This window comes from Pandoraea anapnoica (assembly GCF_902459765.1).
Classification (GTDB): domain Bacteria; phylum Pseudomonadota; class Gammaproteobacteria; order Burkholderiales; family Burkholderiaceae; genus Pandoraea; species Pandoraea anapnoica.
Genome location: NZ_CABPSP010000015.1, coordinates 22880 through 42494, shown reverse-complemented (window position 1 = coordinate 42494; position 19615 = coordinate 22880). Strand labels below are relative to the sequence as shown.

Sequence of the window (19615 nt, the reverse complement as noted above, 5' to 3'; positions counted from 1 at the left end):
AGAGATTCGGCGGAAAAAGAAAAAGGCCCTCGGCATTTGCCGGAGGGCCTTTTCTTGCGCGAGTCGCGCGAATCTGGTGGGTGGTACAGGGATTGAACCTGTGACCCCTGCCGTGTGAAGGCACGTGAGAGACCCAATAGCTACGCACCTTTCCGGGTGGATTCTGCGTTCATAGGACGCGTACAGGACTCCTGGCGCGAAATGACGCAGATGGGAACGATTAGCAAATATATTGCAAAAAACGGGACGGTAACATTTCAGGCAAAGGTGCGGCGAAAGGGCGCACTTACCCAAACGCGGAGTTTCCGCGAGAAGAAGGACGCGGAAAAGTGGGTAAGGGCCGCCGAGGCTGCTCTGGATCGTGGGGAGCTACCGAAGCCTGCCAAGCCGCAGCCGGGCGGTCTGAACACTTTAGCGGACGTGCTGCGGCGATACCGGGACAACGTTTGTCCGGACCATCGAGGCGGTTGGATCGAGGTTTTGAAGATCAACGAATGGCTTCGAGAGCACGATTTTGTGCGAATGCCGCTCGCAAGCGTGGATGCCGCGTTCATGGCCGCGTGGAGGGATGCGCGGCTGAAAGAGGTCAAGCCGGGGTCCGTTGCCCGTCAAATGAACTTGCTCTTTGCGGCCATCAATCGCGCTAGGGCGGAATGGGGCTGTGCCATCCCGGAGTGCAAGGTCGCAAGGCCGAAAAGTCCGCCGCATCGTGACCGAATTCTCAGCGAGGGCGAGGAAGCGGAGTTGTCCGCTAAGGCGGGGGAATTCAGGCCGGTCATCGAATTCGCTGTAGCCACCGCCATGAGACAGGGTGAAATTGCTGCGCTCAAGTGGGCGGACATAGATTTATCGCGCAAGGTTGCCCGTTTGCATACGTCCAAGAATGGTCTTCCTCGTGACGTACCATTATCTACCAGAGCGATTGCCGCGCTGGACGGCTTGGAGCAGGGCGATGGGCCGGTGTTCCAGATGAGCGCGGAGGCGATGAAGCGCCGATTTATCCGTCTCGTTCGGAGTGCGGGAATCGAAGGTTTGCGTTTTCACGATCTTCGCCACACGGCAATCACCCGATATGCTCGCGCAGGCTTGAACCCGATTCAACTAGCGGTGATCAGCGGCCATAAGGATATCCGCATGCTCTCTCGCTACACACACCTGAAGGCTGACGAGTTGGTCGGAATGATGGGGTGATCGTCCGGTAAACCTTGCGGCGAGGCACCTGGCCTTGCCGCGCGGCTTGGGCAGTGCGACGGAAAGATCAACAGCCGACCAACCGACGATCAATAGCCAGTCGAGTCTCCTCGACGAGTGTTTTTGCAATCAGGTCCAGCTCTTCAGTCTTCGGCAATTTGAGCATTTTGGTGTCGAATGGCTCGAACACCTCGACGCCATCAAGGGGCGTAACGTTGGCGGTGATTTCCCACAGGCTTGTACGCTCGACAATTTCGATTTCGACGGCGCAACCGCGATGCACGAAGTTTATTAACGACATGGTTTGTGCGGCTTCCGAGAGTGGCCGAATTACTATGATAGTACGAACGAAACTCTTCGGTAGGCCGTAAGAGAACGGTCGATCGCACGGGGCGGTTTACGGCCCATTCCGTCGCTCGCCCCTACCCGCACATGACTGATCTCCAGCGCACAGCGGCCAAGGGTCTGTATTTAGCGATGGCAAACACAGAGCCGCTTTCCTGTGTGTGCTCCCGCCTCAAGCTCGTTAGAACGCCCCGGCAGTGCATCGACGTACGGTCTCGCGTGGCGACTATTTTTTCCGCCAATCCTTCACATACAGCACGTGGGTGTCGTCGAGATTGAGCACGCTGAGCCGTCGCAGCGTCGCTGCAGCGTCGGTACCGTACTTCTCGACTTCGTCCAGCGCGATGAAGGTCTGCCGATCAAATTGGCAATACTCATCCACAAGTTTCGCGACGGCACTATTTTCTACATTCTTAAAAAGTGGCGAGTCGTGAATCAGAATTGGTAGGTCCGTCAAGTGAAAGATGGCTAGGTCAAATATGACCAAATTTGAATACGCTTTACCTGTTCCCGTGTCGTCCACGATCTGATAGGCGTAATTGCTCTCGCTCACGTTGAGTACGGGAGATTTCGCATCTCGACCATATACGCGCGTTACAATGCTTTCTATTTTATTGTTTATTCGTGTCTGTATGTCATTCAGTATTTGAGTTTTCAATTCCGATAGAGCGGACCTCAACGTTTCGAGCTGTGTGCGCAAATTCTCCTGTTTTTCGAAATGCTCATTTTCACGGCTTAGCTTATTCCACTTTTCGGAAAGTGAGGATACCCGAACGATTAGTTCTGTTGGGTTGTCATAATTTTTTAGTCGATCTGATATCTGTGTATCGATTTCAGAAATGGCGGCTTCCACCGAAACTAGTTGAACCCGCAAATTTTCCGCCGTCTCTTTGAGTTCATCCTTCAAAACGCTCGCGAGCGAGCTATGAAACAACTCGATATCGGCGATCCGTTCGCTGTTGACATTGGGAAAAAAATCTTGGAGTGCTTCAAATTGCTTGCTTCGAATAAATTTGCTTTCCTTTAAATTTCGATCCGTTCTTTGAAGCTTTGCGCGAACACTAAATCTTTTATCTAGCAGAGCGTCCTTTGATTTCTTAAGCTCCAGCAGATCCTTGTCAATAACTTCGCGGATATTCAATGCGAACTTTGCAATCTCCGCCTTGATGGCTTCCACTTCTGTGCGTATGCTCTCAAGTTCGACAACATTTTTAGCATGCCTTGACTTGTTGATCTTCTCAACGATCAAATATTTGAATGCGGTATCTAATGCTTTCTTTTCGGACTCTTTTTTTGAGGCGGCCAACTGTGCAGCTGCTATCTCGCCAAAGCGACCGAAAAACTTGATCAGATTTCCAACGCACTCAGACGAGCTTTGAGTCGGAATTACATGCAATGGGTGACGAACGTTGGTCACGTTTGGTTTAGGCCAGACGCGCGAAAATAGGCCAACCATCTGACGGAACGTTATATCAGGTCGCTGGCCTAGATAGCTTTCCTTTAGCCAAGCCGTGAAGTCCTTGATGTCGACATCTTCGACTATCCTAAATTCAGCGTCGCAACGGAAAACCACTTTAGGATTTATCGTCTGTCGTTGAAAATAAAATACTGATTTTCCAAATTGAAAACTAAAATCATAATGATGATGCCCTAATGCATCTATGGCATCTTTGTTGAATTCAAGAAAAGAATCGCCTCCAAAAACAAAATCGACGACCATCAGTGCCGTTGACTTTCCAATCGAATTGGTGGCATTTTCGTCTCCGAGAACAACATTGAGCCCTGCATGGAAAGAAATCTTTCCAGCGCGAAACTGGGGGGAGCGAATTTCAGTCAACATAGGTTACGGTTCTCAGATCAAAGTCTACATTTACCTCGTTAAGGATATAGAGTACGTCGAGGGCGTAAATAAACTCGTCAATGTTTTCGAATTCACCTGAGACTGTCATGTAAAGGTCGTGAATACCAATCGTTTTCTTATCGATTTGCAGTGCAGGTAGCTTCGCGAGCACGGATTGGTCGAAGGAAATAAATTTGTTCGGCGTAATCATTCGAATAACTCGCAATTTTGAATATAGAAGGCAGCGATCACTTCGGCGGCTTGATTGGACGTTTCTGGGTGCTTTCTACGTATCCATTGAGCGGTGTTATCGAATATTTCCTGCATATTCGAGGTAATGAGTTTTTGTTTTTGATAGAACGCCTTAACCTGAGTCGCGATTAGCATGGCTTTGCCGGGATCGCTGCGCTCAAGGTCCGCAAAGCGTTCTCTTACAAATAAATAAAAGGAGATGACGTCGTTCTTAATTTTCTGTTTTGTCAGCGGCGGAATGTTGTTTCCGAGCTTGTCGTCAACCCGCTTGGCTTCGAGCGTGGTCGATGCTTCGAATTGGACATTGTCTGAGGAGAGTGATTCAATAATGTCTGCAATATCTTTTTCAATGTCAAATTGAAAAAATACGTCATTTTGTTTTTTTTGTTTGATCAGTGCTAATTTCTTCGTGACCAGTTCTCGATAGTTTTCGATTGTCTTTGGATTATCGAAAATATTGTGGCAACTGAAGCAGAGCGGGATTAAATTATCTTCGTGATTAGGATCACTAGATAGTTTCTGCTCATTTTTCAATAGATCGGTCTCGCCGTCCGTTGGATTGAGCGGATAGATGTGCGCAATTTCGTAATCCCGGTAGCGGCGCCCACCTTTCGAAACAAACAAAGGCCCCCCACAATTGGGGCACGCCTGATTCACTTCGGCGCAAAGAGCAAGCTCGAATGCATGGCTAATTGACGGGCGCGCGTTTGAAACTTTCTTCTTCGTTGTTCTCGGTGCGGTCATGAGTGACTCAGCTCGGCTATGGTCATCACCGGGTCAAGGCCTGCGTAGTTCGCAGAGATCGATCTTGTATCTCGCCTGACCGTGTCGTTCTTATTCTCGAATTAAGCAAGCGCTGGCCCGCCGGCGCTAGTATCTCCTACGCGAGCGACAGCCGAAAGCTACCCCACGCCGCTAATAGATGTGGGAATATTCGGCCATTCTATCGAACTTCGTGAACAGTCGGCCGGTAGCGTGACAATGTGGATAAGCTGCTGAGGGGCTGTTCGCCTCAAGGCGGGGCGATTTGTAGGCGAATGGCTGCTTATCGGCCCATTGCTGTTGCGGTTCGGCCAAATTCAAGAAGTCGAAGCTTCGGACGAAGATGCAAAAGATTGACGATATACCCGCGGCTTGGCTGCCGCAGCCATTCTCGTTTACAGCGTGCGGCCCCTGCCTACTGCGGGCAGTCGCCGAGCTGATGCACCTTAGGGGCGTGAACGACGGGACGCGGACAAGACGCGTGAATTGATCCGGCGGGGGGGGGCAGGCAGCAAATGACTTCCGTTCTGCGCCATTCATTCGGCTGGTGTGATCCTTCTCAGTTAAGCGCCCGCGCTGTGTGTTCATGCTGGCTCACGTGCATAAGCCGAGACCTGATGTCGAGCAAATCCAGCTCAGGTCGCGCGAGTTAAGCCATCTGCGGCCGGTTCAACGCACTAACCCCAGACGCAGCACGCGCATACTCGAATACCTCAGAGATCACCGCCGCCATGTGGTGACTCGTGTCGAACGAGATCCAGTTCGTCGAATTTCCCTTGATCTTATGCTCGCTACAGGCCTTAATCATGGCGTCGCCCCAACTGAACCCCTCGTTCGCGTAGTGCGCCGACATCACGACCTGATCAGCCAAACCCCACATCTGCTCGCCTTTCGGTGGCGCCGACATCGGTTGCCCGCGCACGATGAAGAACTCGTTGGCAATCGTGTAACGGATCTTCCCGTTTGCGTCCGGCGCGATGTTGTCGTTCGAACGCGGACTGCGAACACCGTAGTCGCCAAAAACTACACGAATCCCCGGTGTTGACGGCAACAAGGCTTTCCAAAGTATCATCTCGAGCCGTGACAGAAACCCTGTGGAATTCTGTTTCTTTACCGCCTCGTTAATGCTGGTCGGCACAGAGGAGCCCGCAACGACCACCTGCGTGAAGCCACGGAGACGCAAGAACTCTAGCGCCATGCTGGCGCTCGGCAACAAATCCGCGAGTGCCTTCCCCCTGATATCCCCGAGGTCAATCAGGAGAGGCAAATTGCCTGCGACTAGGCCGCATTCATCCAGCACATCCCCCAGGAGATCGTCAAACGCCTCTGGGTCGCTCATTTCTTCCAGATCTTCTGGTTCCAGGCGAAGCAGCGCCTTCCCTCCATTAAGACCCAGGACGCGACCAACCGCCGCGCGGTACTCGGCACTCCCCCAGCGATCGAGGCCGACTACAGCATGAACATTCATACGATGTGCAAGCAATTCACCGCACATGTACGTATAGACGTGTTCTCCGCTTTCGACCTTGTCCGCAGGCCCGTACGCGTACATATCGACGAAAAGCGGCCGATCTCTGTGAGCGTCCGCGAGTTTCGCCGCAACGTCACTAAGGTAGTCCTGCAAGGATTTCGGCGGCTTGAGGGCACGAATGCGCTTCTGTGCGCCGCCGTCTGTTTTTGGCTTCACCGGCTTCGGTGCGGGCTGCTTCTGCACCTCGACCAACGGTACCGTATACCGCGCAACATTCGGCTTCATATTGCGCAGAGCCTCGAATTCACCCTCTTTGGCACGAAGAATAGGTACATACGTCAGCATTCTTATACCCCTTGACCCAAACGGTTCGCAAAAAGACGCTTGACCTGATCGTAGCCGACCATGTCGTTAAAGAGCTGATAGTTATTCAGCTCGCGGCGCAGTCGGCCCGCAATAACAGCTGGACTGATCTTCAACTCACGAGCAAGTGCATCGATGTTTTCTTTGCTCGGTGACACAAAGGCGTCGCTTCGCTTCCACACAACCCGCGGGATAAATGCCTCACGTGCCAATCTATTTGCTTCGACTTCACGGCGATCCTCACTCGACACTTCAAGATCATCAAGGAACGTCTCTTCCTGACCTACGTGTTTCCAAATGTGAGCAACCTCATGAAGAAGCGTGAACCAAAAATTATCAAGTCGATCTTGCCGAAGCGTTAATGCAATAATCGGAGTTCCATTGCTATCCTTAAAAGCCGCACCGTCTAAAGCAGTCCCTTTCAGTTGCGACTCCATCACCACAACTATTCCGTATTTCTCGAGAAACTCTACAGCAAGTAACGGCCCTTGCTCGAACCAACTCAGCTGTGCCAGCTCACGCAAAAAATCACCAGACAGGACATCCGAGCGAAAATCTCGAGGCACATCGGTACGTGCCCTAGCCTTCTGAATCACCCTAGCCAGCCAAGCATGCAGCGCATACTTCGTTGTCAGGGAATAAGCTTGCCCGCCGATCGTTCGCCGAAACGCTGCACCACCGAACTGCAGGCCGACATCAGAAAAAAACGTTTTTACTAGGTCATCAGCATTCTTAGATACCTTCGACGAAAATTTTGCAAACCATCCTCGCGCGACCATCTCCTTCACGGGAAACTTTGCCCAATCGACCACGTCCTCTGTCTGTTCGTCTTTGACAGCGCCGAGTCCTACCAGGGTATCTGCGGAAATTCCCAGACCAATGGAGAGCGCACGGATCATCGGCACGGTTAATGGGCGCTTACGCCCCAGCACTTCGGATACTCGGCTACGTGTGCCAAAATACGGAACAAGGTCCGACTGCTTGAGACTGCGTTCCTGCATCCGAAAGACGATTGCATCAACTGGATCCGGAGCCTCAACTGGAAAGCGATGCGACTCGTAAGAGTCAACCAAAATAGAAAGCAACTCAAGCCGCTCGGCTTCCGTACTACCCGCCTCAGGATGCAACATCATCAATGAGTGAACTTGTTCCAAGTACTCGTGATACTGCTGATCCGTCTTAATAACTTTCAGGTCATTCATGATGCAGCTTGTTCCATTCGCACTACCAATGCGATTTCCTGCGGAAAGTGCACGGACAGTTCGATGATCCACGCAGCCACTCCCACATTGAATAGAAATGTATCGGACGATACAGGGGTCGCTTTCGGAAATTGCGCCAGCACGTCGGCCGGAGCCTTCCAGTGCGCCGACATCAACTCCGCAATCCAGCTTCGAAGCCAGATCTGCGCGTCTCTGTCCAAATTCAACTGAAGTTTGTTTTTGCCGAGTAACCGCATTTTTGTTCCCAATTTGGGATCACTATACTCGGCAAATCATCGACTGTAAAGTTCCCATTTTGGGAACATTATATGGTGGCTGGCTTTTTTCATTCCCAAGGGGGGGGGCTTCTCCTCAACAGCTAGCAAGGCACGTCACTTCGTTGGTTTCGCCTTGCCCCCTTTCGTTTGCGTGCGGAGTGCGCTGTCTGCTTGATCGAAGCGCGCCTCAGCTGGCGCTGAGCGTCCCGTATGCTCGCTGGCCGCGTAGTTCGAGGCGTTGCCAGGGGGCTGAGCCAGTAGCGCGTTCAGGAAAACGTCATTTTTTTCCACCTTGGGCGTCACCTTGAATGCCGCGCTCTCCGGTGTTCCCGGCCCAGGCCATTGATGGGTAAATTCGCTACCGCGCAGCCACCCGAGCACGTGCCGCAGATTTTTCAAGTCGCTATCGCTAAGGCTGCGCGTCCAATTTTTCCATCCGATCCAGCCCGGCTGCCAAGCGCATAAGGTGCCGCCGTCCGCCGCCGACATGAACTCGCCTTGGTCATCTGCGATGGCGTCCCAAGTGGCGTTCGACTCGCCACCAAATTCTAGGCTGTCATATAGAAAGCGGATGACCCAGCCTCCCCAGAATTCCCGCGCTCCGAGCAACTGATCGAGCCAATACTTACTTTGGCCGTTTGTCACGTGGTGAAGTGCGCCGCGCTCGTCAGTCGGATGATTCTGGTATAGGGCGTTCCATCCTGTCGGGTCGAACGCGTTGGCGGGGTTTCCCGGCTTCGAGCGCTCGTTTTCCGGCAGGTCGCGCTCGCTGCCGTAGCACGCGTAGAAGACCGTCCAGCCGCGCTGATTCTTTGGTGTCGATTCAACGGCCGCGCGATTAGCGACGCGTCGCCCATGTGCGTTGAGAAGGCGTTGATAGGTCTCTCGGTCTAGCATGGCGCTCAGTGTGCCTTCGACGCGGTGCCCGGAGCGGACGGCGTCATCTTCAGCAGGTCGTCCAGCGTTAGACTGCCGCGCCGCGTGTTGCCCTTGTCGTCAATGATCGTGATGCCGAACAACACATTGAGCTCTTTCGCTGCCGCGATGCGCTCGGCGCGTTTGGCGGTCTCGTCGGTAGCGATGGAGAAGAGCACACGGGCTGCTTGCTCTGAGTCCCAGATGGGGTTGTCCTTTTTTTCCGCTACAGCCGTAACCAGCGTGCGTTTGTATGCGTCCGACGTTTCGATGAGGTTGATGTAAGCGAACGGGTTCATGGTCATGGCGTACTCGTGACCGAAAGCGCCTGTCAATGCTGCGATGCTGGTGTGGCCATCGGCGCGAAGTTTGACGTAACGCAGCAGCGCGTCCCTGTGGATGTGCGCGATGAATTCGTTGCTGAATGTTTCGATGGCCGCGACCATATCTATTGATCCAATGTACTAGGTATTACGCGCGAGTTTGACGGGCGCTAGTGTCGTGGTCTAGCTGGCGCTGCCGGAGCCGTTCGTGGGGCGTTCGGGTAGGGTTGTGTGGGCTGGGTCGATGCAGGCCGCGAGAACACGGTTTTCGCTGGGCGGCGCGCGTTCCGGGGCTGCTCTTCGGGTATTTCGGGCGGGCGGTTCGTCGCTGAAATACCGCCGCGAGTCCGTCCCGCGTCTTACGGCTCAGTCGACTGTTGTACGGCTTGTGAGCGACAGCCCTTATCCGGCAGGGTGCCATTCGTCGCTGGCGTGCACGCCGTCTGGTTTGGGCCGACGATATAGCCGCGAGGGTTGCGCAGGATGCGCTTGAGGGAAAGGTCCACGGCCCGTGGTCCGAAGCTGCTTGCTGCGTAGGATGATGGATATTATTCGGGCTTAGACCTAAGTGATAGCCGCAGCAGTCCGGGCGGTCTAAGAATCGCTCTAGCGAATTCTCCTTTACCTTCAAGCGTTTACCCTTTCTTAGACCCTTAGAACCTTAGATATCTAGACGTAGAAAGTAAGTAGAGAGATAAAGAGGGTATATATAGTTGCAAAAGCGCGCCGTCTCTATCTCTAAGGTCTAAGCCCGTCCCGACCAATGTACAAGCCGCGCGACTAAAGGGTCTCCGGTGTCCTGCTCTTAGATCCGCCCCAGCCCTTAGATCCCGAACGTCAGACGCTCTAAGCGCCGCCGCACGCGAAAGAATGTCAAATCACGCCGCCAAACGTCCGCAGAAACGAAAACGGCATCACCCGAACCGAGCAACGCCGCACAAGCACATCTACATCGCACCAGTTCAGAATCGCTCTTTTTCCACCTTCGCGGCTTCGTCATCAGGCGACGGGTTGCGCGCGGCCAGCATCGCATCGAACGCATCTTGGTCCGCCAGATGCGCAAACCGATACTTCCGAACGCCGCTAGGTTTCACTTCCTCAGCCCCACGCGCGGCCATCGCCTTCAGCAGGCCGCTCGGGTGAATCTTCGCTTTACCGTTCGACAGGTCGTGAATTACATCGTGCAGCGCCACACGGTCCACGCGTACGCAGCACTTGCCGCTGCCATCTCGCATCGGAACGACCTCAAGTTTCACTTTGCTCAAGGCCAAGTCGAGATACGTCTCAATATCGCCGTCCACCACAATGCCGCGCTCTGCAGCAACCTCTGCGGCGTTAAATGCCGTAACCTGTCGCACTACCTCTCGGACAAACGCCGTATAGCCCGACTCGCCGTTGTCGTCCATCCATTCGGCGCACTCGGCCATGATTTGCCACACGTCATCCTCGAAACAGATGCCGCGCTCGTTATCATCGAATATCGCCTCAAAGTCCTGACGCCAGCGCGGCTGTCCGCCGACATCCGCCAACTGGCCGCAGAAGAGCGGTATAAACCGCCGATTACCGGTCTCGTCGCGCTGAAGCTCATACTTGTTGCCGTCCAGCATCATGATCCACTGCCGCTGTTGCGTGAACGTGCCCTCGAACTTGTAGTGCATCTGGTCAGAAGTACGCGTGGTGATATCTTTGATCTTGTTGGTGTCGGCTCGCGTGAAGCCGGCCATTTCACCAACCGTGGCGATAACGCTTTTGCCCGTTATCGCTCGTAAGAACTCCATCCAGTCGCCGTCAAGGTTCAACTGGACCGAATCAGACTCTTCATCGTCGGTAAGAATCTGGCAAAGCTTTTTTGCGAAGAGGGATTTACCACAGCCTTGCGCCCCAATGAGGGCAATCGCAATCGGAGCCAACGAACCCGGCATCATCATTCGGTTGAACAGAGACAGCCAGAAGTATTGGCCGACGTTTTGGATCAGCGGCGTATCGCGCAACTCGAATAGCTCAATCAGTTTCTTCTTCATTCGCGGCTTGCCGTCCCACTCCGGGATTTTCTTCTCCAAGCGATCGATCAAGTCGTTGCGCTCGTGGTCTAGCGCGTATTCCCTAATCACTTCTCGCGCGGCCTTCAAGGGAACGCCCTTCAACCCGGCGGCAGAGAAAGCCGCGACCAAGCGCGTGACCGGGTATTGATCGTCAATGATCTTATCCTCGTGATCCACGATGCGGCCGCGATAGCTATCGCGATGCGGGATATCTTCCACGCCACCAAACAGCGCGTTCAGCACGCAAAGTTTATTCTCGTCGGTCATGAGCGGTTGCGTGATAAACGCGTCGCCCTGCCGCACCTTCTTCACGTCCTTGAACTGGATCTGCTGCGCCATGAACAGCGCCTTCGCGCGCTTGACGATGTCCGGCTCTTTAAGCAACGCCGCAGCAGCGGCTTCGCTCGCCTTTTCGTTCTCGATTTGACGCGCTAGGCTCTCTTCGACGGCCCGATTGCCGGCCTCGAATCCATTAGAAATCGCCCCAATACATGATGGCGAGTATCTATTTGAAATGGAGTTTTCATCGCTTTCTTTGTTGGTTCCATAATTATTAGGCATACTAAATTTTTGAAAGTAATTATTTGATAGCCACATCTATCGATGCCAATTATCGATCGAAGCCGTTTGGGTTCAAGCCTCAGCGGTTCTTCTTGACCCCGCAGGCTTCCTGCCGAAGTTAGGGTTTCCCTTGCGGCGCATGCCGCTTCTCGCGGCGAACGCGGCGGTTGGGCGCTCCTTCATCGCATAGATAACGGCCAGCCGGATAAATTCGCTCTTCGTTAGGCCCAGCGACGCGGCAGCATTTTCCACTTCGTCGCGGAACTCCTGCGAAGTAACGAACGTGATATTTGCGTTGCCTTGCATCTGTCGCTCCTCGGTGCGTTCGGTACGGCTCTATTCTCGCGTCTTTACGCATGTCCATTTAGGCCACCGCCATATCGCCGTTCGAACAAGAGCCCGCAGCACGAAGCTGCGGGCCACCGGCCTGCAGGACTTACTCTTTCGAGGGAGTCTTAGCATTGATTCCATGTTTAAACATGTGCCGTTTGGCTTGCCGGGCGGCGATTGAGCGTTGCTTGGGATTGACGAACGAGAGTACGTAAGCGAGTGCCCTGCGATCCATGTCGAGACAAAGCTGGCCTTTCTCGATGTCGTTGATGGTTTCCACGGTGTATATAAGTGCCATTTTGGTCTTGCTCCAAATTGTGAAATCGCAAGCGTGTACGAGCAGACGCCTGCTGCGTAATCGCGGCGACAAATTAAAAAAACAAATCGGGAGGTTGACGGGCTCGAAGCGACTCAGGCCGCGTTGTGCGACCAATCGAGCTTGCCGAGATAGGCGGATTTTCTGTTGGTCTCCTGCCGGAGGGGGCAGGACAACCCAGTCGAGACCGTGGCGAGGAGTGCCGTAGAGGTTTTCGCCGGACTTGCTTGATGCCTCCGCTTCAGCAGAACGCTAGGAGCGGATCAAGTAAGCCCGTCTATTGTTGTTCAACAGTAGCCGATTGCCTAGCAAAATATTTTTCAATCTGTGCGGAAGATGTTCACATTTTTTGTGCTAGTCCGAAGAGTGTCGTTCATCTTCACGCGCCACCCGGGATTTTTTCTAGATTTCGGTGCACTTGATGTTTTTACTCCGTGACTCGCTTTGAGTGCGTTGATGCGTGGAAGACATTGACTTGCCTTAGATTATTTATAGGCGAACGGCTCGTATTTACTTAAAAATATTCGGAATCCTATTTTAAAGGATTGTTACTATGGCAACTCGTATGGTTCACGACAAGATTCCGCGCGGTGTTCGTACTCTAACGAATGATCAACTACGCGAAATTTACCGCGCTGCCAACGGCTTCAACACGAAGCGTGCTAAGGCGCATGCTAACGCTATGGACACAGTAGTGCCGTCCGTTAAGGGCCTGCGCAGCGTCACCCCGTCAACGCTCGGCCTTCAAGACCGCGCGCGCCTTGGGAAATGCGTCAAGGCCGCAACCACCCTCGCGGCGGGGCTTGATGCGTTGATCACGTGTCGCGACTCGGGCTATCCCGAACTCGAAGCACTCGCGCGCGACCCGCGCTTTGTTAAGGCGATTGCGGCGGCCATCCAGAAGATTTCCACCCAAGTCGATTCCATCATCCACCCCTCCGCAGAGGGCAATCCGGATGACGCGGCTGGCCTTATCAGCCGCCGCAATGGTCAGGACGGCGGCAGCTGGTTCGCCCTAGACCACGAAACGAGGCTCCAGCGCGAGGCCGCTGCGAAAAGGGCCATAGAACTCCAGGCGGCGATGGAAATGGATACGCCGCAAAACATCGCACGCATCAAGTTGGGCTTGGCGCCAGTCTCGGTAAACGACGAAGCGCTCTACGCCATGTTCGAAGGGAAAGAATAAACATGTGTGGCCGCGCTGCAACTGGAAGAGCACGGCAACTTGATAGAAATTTTAGTATTGATAAATCATGAATAAAAAAATCGCGGAGACTTTTCTCTTCGCCAAGCTGTGCCGAGCCATCAACACGATTCCGAATCTCAAACCGTGCTTCGACAATGTCCAATTTATATCGAGCGTGACCAACCTTGACGGAAAGCTCGCGATGCTCAGCGGCACGTTCAAGCTGCCGAATGGATGGCTGGTTTTTCAGTTTGCGATCACCTTCTCCACAAGCGTACAAGGGGATCAGGTCAGCGGCCTCTGGCAACTGGCAATCGCCGCAAAGCCGCAGCGGGACGAGCGTGTGTGGGCTTTCTTGTCCATCATCGACTACCTCATCGACATCGGGCTGTTGCCGTCACGGTCGCGTAAATATCATGAGGACCGTATCAGCAAGGGCGGCGTGCTGGGCGGCGTAGCAGGCTCCGTCGCGGAGTATGGCGACTTCTGTGAACGGGCGGCAAAGGATTTGCCATATGACTTGTCGCTAAAGGCACTCGCGCGGATCAAATACCGGGACTTCAGCGAGGCCGCAGCATGAACGAAACTATGATGACGCGAGAGGAGTTCGACCGACTGTGGGAAAGCGGTCAGCACGAAAAAATCTGGAGCAGGGGGAGGGCGATAGCTTTGCTCGAAGAGATGGCGCGATACCCCAACGGCAACAAGTCCATACGCGCAGCGGCTAGGCGCGAGTTGCGGGCGTTGTCCGTGCCGCCGTGCAAAACGCGCTAAATCGGGCGTAGGGCGGCTAGGCGCGCCCCGGCCCGGTAACTCCAGCCCGCTCGCGCCGAATGGCCTAGTGGGCTATTTTCGTCCCTCTCGGCTCCGATTCGGACAATCTACGGGCCGAGTTCGTCGCGCGGCGTGGGCCCTCGCAGGCTCCGGGCGATTCCGCGAACCCTTGGCCGAAGTCAACCCACTAAATCCGATCGGACCATGATGCAGTCCGTTTCGATAAGGCGCGGGAAATGCCCGGAATTATTCGGCACGAAAGCACTCAGTGTGAATCCGTGGCGCTCATATTCTGTGATGGCCTGCCGAAAGTCCATCGCATCGGCATATAGCTTTGCCACTGAAAGCTCACTCTGCAGGCCGATGAATTCACGCACAGCCTGCGGCGACCCTCTAACGATATTGACGTCATAGCCTTGCGTGTCCATCTTCAGAAACGGTCGAGAAAAATTCTGCTGCAACCGAAGTCGAGATAGCGCAGTGGAAAGCGTCCACGTCTGAACGGTCACAACTTTTTCGACCCGATTCATTTGCTCGAATAGCTTGGTATCGGCTTGACTAGGGGCGCTCAGGGAACTGAACTGGCTGGCGCGCATAACGTTGAAGGTGGCCGACCCGTCTTGATCTGAGATGGCGATCTCACTCACGGTCCACTTACTGTCGTTTCTGGCCCTCTGCCTTAGGATCGCGGCATCGCGCGGGTTCGGTTCAAACGAAAAGATCCACCCTTTATATCCGACCCGCCGCCTGAGCATTTCGGCGTATTGCCCTTGATTCGCTCCGATGTCGAAAACACAGTCGACATCAAAACGGTCAAAGACCTTTTTAAGGTGGGTTTGCTCCCACTGGGCATACAGCCTGTGGGCGTCGAAAAAATTGTGCTTCCAACCGGCGAGAAGATTCATCGTTTTGGTTTCGGATGCGAATTTGATGGGCACCACGACCTATCGGGCCGTTTCCAAAGAGTAATCTTATCTTAAATTTGTTACGAATAGTGCGTGTCCGATTGGTGCGTGGCTGATTGGTGGTCATTTGACCGAAAGTCACCACCGTGGAACATCATCTGAGAAAGCGATTCGGAGATCGGGTAAGAGCGTTGCGGCAAGCTACCGGCTTGTCGCAGGAAGCGTTCGCCGATCATTGCGGCTTTGCCCGCAGTTACATGAGCCGCATCGAGCGCGGCAAGGGCAACCCGTCTCTGGATGCAATAGAAATCCTTGCTGTAGCCCTTAAGGTCGAAGTTCACAAGCTGTTCATCAGCAATGAGCCGATAGCGAATGCACAGCGCGCGCCCATTCGTGTGCCCTATGCTGCAGACGGCACATGTTTCCATCCCGGTCTGAGGATGCGACGATCAAACAGGTATCACGTTGGTCCAAAAGAGGACGAGCAATCGTTTGATGGCTTCGATGAGGCGTTGGCTTATCTGGAAAAGCTAGACGTGGCTCAGTGGCGTAGACCGAATGCCAGTGGGAATTGGGGGATCGTGAGGGCTGTGCGGTGGGATGCGCTGAACGAGTTTGGCTGACCCTACCCGGTCTTGCCGCGCCGTCCGCCTAGCGGGATTTTTCGACCGCTCGCGGCCCCGGTTTGGACACTTCTACGGAGCGCGGGCGGCTTGCTGCACGGATGGGCAGCCACTAGCGCAGAGGGGCGTGCCGACTAGTCAGGCCGCAAAAAGGGTGGGGCGCGCGACCTCGCCAGCTCCCATCGCCGCAACTCGATACCCCTGCCTGTCGAGTCCGGCAGGGTAAAATAGCGGCGGCCAAGCAATCCGGCTTGGACCTAAACCAAGCAGAATTCGCCGGAACCGTAGGACGTGCATAAGACTCGCGCAGTCTTGCGGCGCAGCTAGGAATTGGCTCGCAGAAAAGAAAAACGGCCTAGGTCGTTAAACCTAAGCCGTTGTTTCTTCTGGGAATACTCACCAGGGAATCTGGTGGGTGGTACAGGGATTGAACCTGTGACCCCTGCCGTGTGAAGGCAGTGCTCTACCGCTGAGCTAACCACCCAAATCATTAACTAAATCAATGACTTAGTGTTGATTGCTGAAGTTCTTCTTTCGCAATCAGGAGCAGAACTTTAACTGTTTTCGTAGAAGTCTGCAACCTTTCTTTTCTTCTGTTTTGCTGCCGTCGTGATGATATCTCTCGATCACTTCACGTCGTTTCTTGCGATGACTCGCAAGCAGCAAAGACAGCGATTATAGGGACGTTTTCTTCGTTTGGGAAGGGCTTTGTGCGAATTTTTCGCGAGGCTCGCCGTATTCGCCGAAAGATCGTGCAATCAGGGCGCTGCCGGTGCTTCGCCTTCCGGCGGCGTCGGTTCCTTGCGCCACACGCACGTCCCCTTCATGCCCTTGTCGATGCCGTTGAGTACGCCATCGTGCATCTCCACTTCTTCACTGGCCGCGAGGATCACCGGCAGATCGAACTGACGCAACGAAATCTTCTCGCGCGGCACGCCGTCGTTGCTCTCGTCATCTTCGCTGTCGTCGATGACGAGGCTTTCCTGACCGCGCGTCATCGCGAGATAGACGTCCGCGAGCAGTTCCGCATCGAGCAACGCGCCGTGCAGCGTACGGTGTGCGTTGTTCACGCCGAGTCGTTCGCACAGCGCGTCTAGCGAATTGCGGCGTCCCGGGAACATTTCGCGCGCACGCAGCAGCGTGTCGATCAGCCCCGAACAATGCTGCATGAATGGCGGCCAGCCGAGGCGGCCGAACTCCATGTCGAGAAAGCCAAGGTCGAACGCCGCGTTGTGAATGATGATCTCGGCGTCGCGGCAGTACTCGCGCAACTGCTCGGCGATCTCGGCGAACTTGGGTTTGTCGGACAGGAATTCGGTCGTGAGGCCGTGCACCGCCAGTGCGCCCGGATCGCTGTCGCGCTCGGGGTTGATGTAGAAGTGCAGGTTGTTGCCGGTCAGGCGTCGATTGACCAGTTCGACGCAACCGATTTCCAGCAGACGGTCGCCCGTCTTGGCATTCAGGCCGGTGGTTTCGGTATCGAGGATCAGTTGTCGCATGATGTTCGGTCGTGTTTCGTGTGCTTTCGGAATTGGCGCACTGCGGGCCATTGCAAATGACAACGTCCCCACGCAGTGCGCGGATGATGCGAAGGGCTTAGCCGCGGCGCAGGCTCTCGACGCCGCGATTGGCCAACTGGTCGGCGGCTTCGTTGCCGTCGTGCCCCGCATGGCCCTTCACCCAGCGCCAGTCGATATCGTGCTTCTGCGAGACGGCGTCCAGCTCCTGCCAGAGGTCGGCATTCTTCACCGGTTCCTTCGCGGCCGTCTTCCAGCCACGCGCCTTCCAGCCGTGAATCCACTCGCTGATGCCCTTCTGGACATACTGCGAGTCGGTATGCAGCACAACCTGACAGGGTTTGTTCAGGGCTTCGAGCGCACGGATGACGGCGAGAAGCTCCATGCGGTTGTTCGTGGTGTTGGGTTCACCGCCGAACATTTCCTTGCGGTGCTTGCCCGCGACGAGCAGGGCGCCCCAGCCGCCGGGGCCGGGATTGCCTTTACAGGCGCCGTCGGTATAGATCTCAACTTGCGGCAAGGTCATCTCTCAAACAATCAATCGGACGCTTCGGTCGTTTCCGCCAGTTGGCGATGCGTGGTATTCGGTGTGGCAACCGGTGCCGCCGCTGGCTGGAGGCCGAGTATACGCTTGCGGACTTTGCCGACCAAACGCATGCCCTTGACGCGCTTGACCGCACGCACGGCATACAGCGCGCCGAAGATCGGCCACCAGCGGTCGCCCGCAGGCTCCATGAATTCGAAACGTTGCAACCAGTGGTCGCCACGAAGCGGCGGACGATAACACCCGAAGCGGCCACGGTCGATATCGAACGACAACAGCTTGAGCCAGTCCTTCAGGCGGGTGAAGGCAATCAGATCGGCCCCCGGTGGCAGGAACGGCGCGCCGGCGAGCCGACCCAGTTCCTCCCGTGCGCCCCATAGACTCAGGTTGTTGAATCCGGTAATGATGACCTGACCTTCGGGCACGAGAATGCGTTCGACCTCGCGCAGGATGTCGTGAGGATTCTCGGCAAATTCGAGCACGTGCGGCAGCACCACAAGATCTGTGCTGGCCGTGGCGATCGGCAGTTCGTCGAAGCGGCTCACGAGGATATCGCGTGCGACCATCTCCGCGCTTGCACCTCCGGGCGTGCCGGATGGCGCGCAACTGGTCGTGTCGCTTGCGGCTTTGGTCATGAGCGGCGGGGCCTCCGGGCCGCGCGCGGCGGGCAGGATGAGGCCCCGGTAGGGCATGCGGTTTTCGCGTAACGTATCAAGCTCGGGACGGCCGAGCTGCAACGCGTGATAGCCGAACAGATCCCCGACCCATTGGTCGAAGAGGGCCTGTTCCCATGCGAGCGCGTAGCGGCCTGGCGGTGAGACGAGCCATACGGGCCAGTCTATAATCGGACGTTCTGACATGGTGGCGAGTATATATGGATGCGCACGCAGATGCGGTGAGTGGCCAGTCGGCCGAAACACTGACCGTTTTTCCGGTCCCCGCGTTCCAGGACAATTATCTCTGGGTCGTCGATAACGGCAAAGATGCCGTCGTGGTGGACCCGGGCGATGCCGCCCCGGTGCTCGCCTATCTTGACTCGCGCAACCTCACGCTGCGCGCCATCCTCGTCACACACAAGCATGCCGACCACATCGGCGGCGTCGACACATTGCTCGAACGTTTCGACGTACCGGTGCACGGTCCCGCACATGAGGCGATCGCCTGCGTCGATCATCCGCACAACGGCGGCGAGACGGTGCACATCGCGTCGCCCGCCATGACGCTTCAGGTGATCGACGTGCCCGGCCACACCGCTGGCCACATCGCGTATTTCCTGGGGGCCGGTGCCGCGGGTGCTCCGCACCTGTTCTGCGGCGACACGTTGTTCTCGTGCGGTTGCGGGCGGCTGTTCGAAGGCACGCCTGCGCAAATGCTTGCATCGCTCGACACGCTCGCCGCGCTGCCGCCCGCCACGCTCGTGCACTGCGCGCACGAATATACGTTATCGAATATCCGCTTCGCGCTCGCCGTGGATCCGGATAACGAGGCGCTCGGCGCGTGGCATCGGGAAGCGACGGCGCTACGTGCGGCCGGTCGTCCGACGCTGCCCACGACGCTCGCCCAGGAGCGCGCGACCAACCCCTTCCTTCGCAGCGACGCCCCGGCCGTGGTCGCGGCCGCCGAAGCCCACGCGGGGCGCACGTCGCTCTCGCGCGAAGCGGTCTTCGCGACCGTGCGCGGCTGGAAGGACACCTTTCGCTGATTTCACGGCTGGCGCGCAAAGCGCTAGCTGTGCAAGCGCCGCGCTGTCAACAACGCTGCGCGTCATGCGCTCTGTCACGGAGCAGGCGTTGACAGGTCTGTCACCGCCTGCTCCGCCCTGACGAATCGCCCCGAGTGTGAAGTTTCGGTGTCGTATCGATGGCATCGTATACG

Annotated in this window: 20 protein-coding genes and 1 tRNA gene; 5 read left to right on the top strand and 16 right to left on the bottom strand. The window is 55.5% G+C overall.

Annotated elements, in window-relative coordinates; genetic code table 11:
* Nucleotides 1-201: 201 nt before the first annotated feature.
* On the top strand, nt 202-1191 hold the full coding sequence (locus PAN31117_RS21825) for a site-specific integrase (RefSeq protein WP_150740058.1): 990 nt from the start codon (nt 202-204) through the stop codon (nt 1189-1191).
* A gap of 67 nt (nt 1192-1258) precedes the next feature.
* On the opposite strand, the gene PAN31117_RS21820 is transcribed toward PAN31117_RS21825, so the two are convergent.
* The 11 genes from PAN31117_RS21820 to PAN31117_RS21775 form a co-directional block, all read right to left on the bottom strand.
* Nucleotides 1259-1492 (bottom strand): hypothetical protein, encoded by a 234-nt coding sequence (locus PAN31117_RS21820; protein ID WP_150740057.1) that lies wholly within the window; start codon nt 1490-1492, stop codon nt 1259-1261.
* A gap of 270 nt (nt 1493-1762) precedes the next feature.
* The gene (locus tag PAN31117_RS21815; RefSeq protein WP_150740056.1) at nt 1763-3376 is read right to left on the bottom strand and encodes a DUF2326 domain-containing protein; all 1614 of its coding nucleotides are present in this window, start codon (nt 3374-3376) and stop codon (nt 1763-1765) included.
* Complete coding sequence (locus PAN31117_RS27840) at nt 3366-3587, bottom strand: ABC-three component system middle component 7 (RefSeq protein ID WP_370855783.1); 222 nt, start codon at nt 3585-3587, stop codon at nt 3366-3368. The genes PAN31117_RS21815 and PAN31117_RS27840 overlap by 11 nt, the downstream gene beginning before the upstream one ends.
* A complete protein-coding gene (locus PAN31117_RS21810; RefSeq protein WP_150740055.1) occupies nt 3584-4372 on the bottom strand; it encodes an ABC-three component system protein in 789 nt (262 codons plus the stop codon). The genes PAN31117_RS27840 and PAN31117_RS21810 overlap by 4 nt, the downstream gene beginning before the upstream one ends.
* Nucleotides 4373-5039: 667 nt before the next feature.
* A complete protein-coding gene (locus PAN31117_RS21805; protein ID WP_150740054.1) occupies nt 5040-6206 on the bottom strand; it encodes a beta family protein in 1167 nt (388 codons plus the stop codon).
* A 2-nt stretch (nt 6207-6208) separates the two neighbouring features.
* A complete protein-coding gene (locus PAN31117_RS21800; RefSeq protein WP_150740053.1) occupies nt 6209-7426 on the bottom strand; it encodes an ImmA/IrrE family metallo-endopeptidase in 1218 nt (405 codons plus the stop codon).
* A complete protein-coding gene (locus PAN31117_RS21795) occupies nt 7423-7683 on the bottom strand; it encodes a type II toxin-antitoxin system HigB family toxin (protein ID WP_150740052.1) in 261 nt (86 codons plus the stop codon). Before PAN31117_RS21795 ends, PAN31117_RS21800 begins: the two co-directional genes overlap by 4 nt.
* Before the next feature lie 135 nt (nt 7684-7818).
* Nucleotides 7819-8601, bottom strand: a complete 783-nt coding sequence (locus PAN31117_RS21790) for a hypothetical protein (RefSeq protein ID WP_150740051.1) — start codon at nt 8599-8601, stop codon at nt 7819-7821.
* A gap of 5 nt (nt 8602-8606) precedes the next feature.
* Nucleotides 8607-9065 carry a hypothetical protein gene (locus PAN31117_RS21785; RefSeq protein WP_150740050.1) on the bottom strand — a complete coding sequence of 153 codons (459 nt, stop codon included), beginning with the start codon at nt 9063-9065 and terminating at the stop codon, nt 8607-8609.
* 839 nt (nt 9066-9904) lie between these two features.
* A complete protein-coding gene (locus PAN31117_RS21780; RefSeq protein ID WP_150740049.1) occupies nt 9905-11581 on the bottom strand; it encodes a VapE domain-containing protein in 1677 nt (558 codons plus the stop codon).
* A 36-nt stretch (nt 11582-11617) separates the two neighbouring features.
* A complete protein-coding gene (locus tag PAN31117_RS21775; protein WP_150740048.1) occupies nt 11618-11851 on the bottom strand; it encodes a hypothetical protein in 234 nt (77 codons plus the stop codon).
* A gap of 893 nt (nt 11852-12744) precedes the next feature.
* On the opposite strand from PAN31117_RS21775, the gene PAN31117_RS21770 reads away from it, so the two are divergent.
* Together PAN31117_RS21770 and PAN31117_RS21765 are read left to right on the top strand one after the other, a co-directional pair.
* Nucleotides 12745-13377, top strand: a complete 633-nt coding sequence (locus tag PAN31117_RS21770; protein WP_150740047.1) for a hypothetical protein — start codon at nt 12745-12747, stop codon at nt 13375-13377.
* Between the two features lie 67 nt (nt 13378-13444).
* Nucleotides 13445-13957, top strand: coding sequence for a hypothetical protein (locus tag PAN31117_RS21765; RefSeq protein ID WP_150740046.1), 513 nt, complete (start codon nt 13445-13447; stop codon nt 13955-13957).
* Nucleotides 13958-14330: 373 nt separating this feature from the next.
* Here PAN31117_RS21765 and PAN31117_RS21760 read toward each other — a convergent pair whose 3' ends face one another.
* Nucleotides 14331-15056: an FkbM family methyltransferase gene (locus PAN31117_RS21760; RefSeq protein WP_150740045.1), complete on the bottom strand. Its 726-nt coding sequence runs from the start codon at nt 15054-15056 to the stop codon at nt 14331-14333.
* Between the two features lie 146 nt (nt 15057-15202).
* On the opposite strand from PAN31117_RS21760, the gene PAN31117_RS21755 reads away from it, so the two are divergent.
* Nucleotides 15203-15679 (top strand): helix-turn-helix domain-containing protein, encoded by a 477-nt coding sequence (locus PAN31117_RS21755; protein WP_150740044.1) that lies wholly within the window; start codon nt 15203-15205, stop codon nt 15677-15679.
* 409 nt (nt 15680-16088) lie between these two features.
* Here PAN31117_RS21755 and PAN31117_RS21750 read toward each other — a convergent pair.
* The 4 genes from PAN31117_RS21750 to PAN31117_RS21735 all read right to left on the bottom strand — a co-directional run bounded on the left by PAN31117_RS21750 (nt 16089) and on the right by PAN31117_RS21735 (nt 18600).
* Nucleotides 16089-16163 (bottom strand) — tRNA-Val (locus PAN31117_RS21750).
* A 274-nt stretch (nt 16164-16437) separates the two neighbouring features.
* Nucleotides 16438-17178: a DNA polymerase III subunit epsilon gene (gene dnaQ, locus PAN31117_RS21745; protein ID WP_150740043.1), complete on the bottom strand. Its 741-nt coding sequence runs from the start codon at nt 17176-17178 to the stop codon at nt 16438-16440.
* Between the two features lie 97 nt (nt 17179-17275).
* Entirely contained in the window at nt 17276-17722 is a 447-nt protein-coding gene (gene rnhA / locus PAN31117_RS21740) for a ribonuclease HI (protein WP_150666503.1), read from the bottom strand.
* 11 nt (nt 17723-17733) lie between these two features.
* Nucleotides 17734-18600, bottom strand: coding sequence for a methyltransferase domain-containing protein (locus tag PAN31117_RS21735; RefSeq protein ID WP_150740042.1), 867 nt, complete (start codon nt 18598-18600; stop codon nt 17734-17736).
* 14 nt (nt 18601-18614) lie between these two features.
* Between PAN31117_RS21735 and gloB the strand changes: the two genes are divergently transcribed.
* Nucleotides 18615-19442 (top strand): hydroxyacylglutathione hydrolase, encoded by an 828-nt coding sequence (gene gloB, locus PAN31117_RS21730; protein ID WP_150740041.1) that lies wholly within the window; start codon nt 18615-18617, stop codon nt 19440-19442.
* Nucleotides 19443-19615 lie beyond the last annotated feature (173 nt).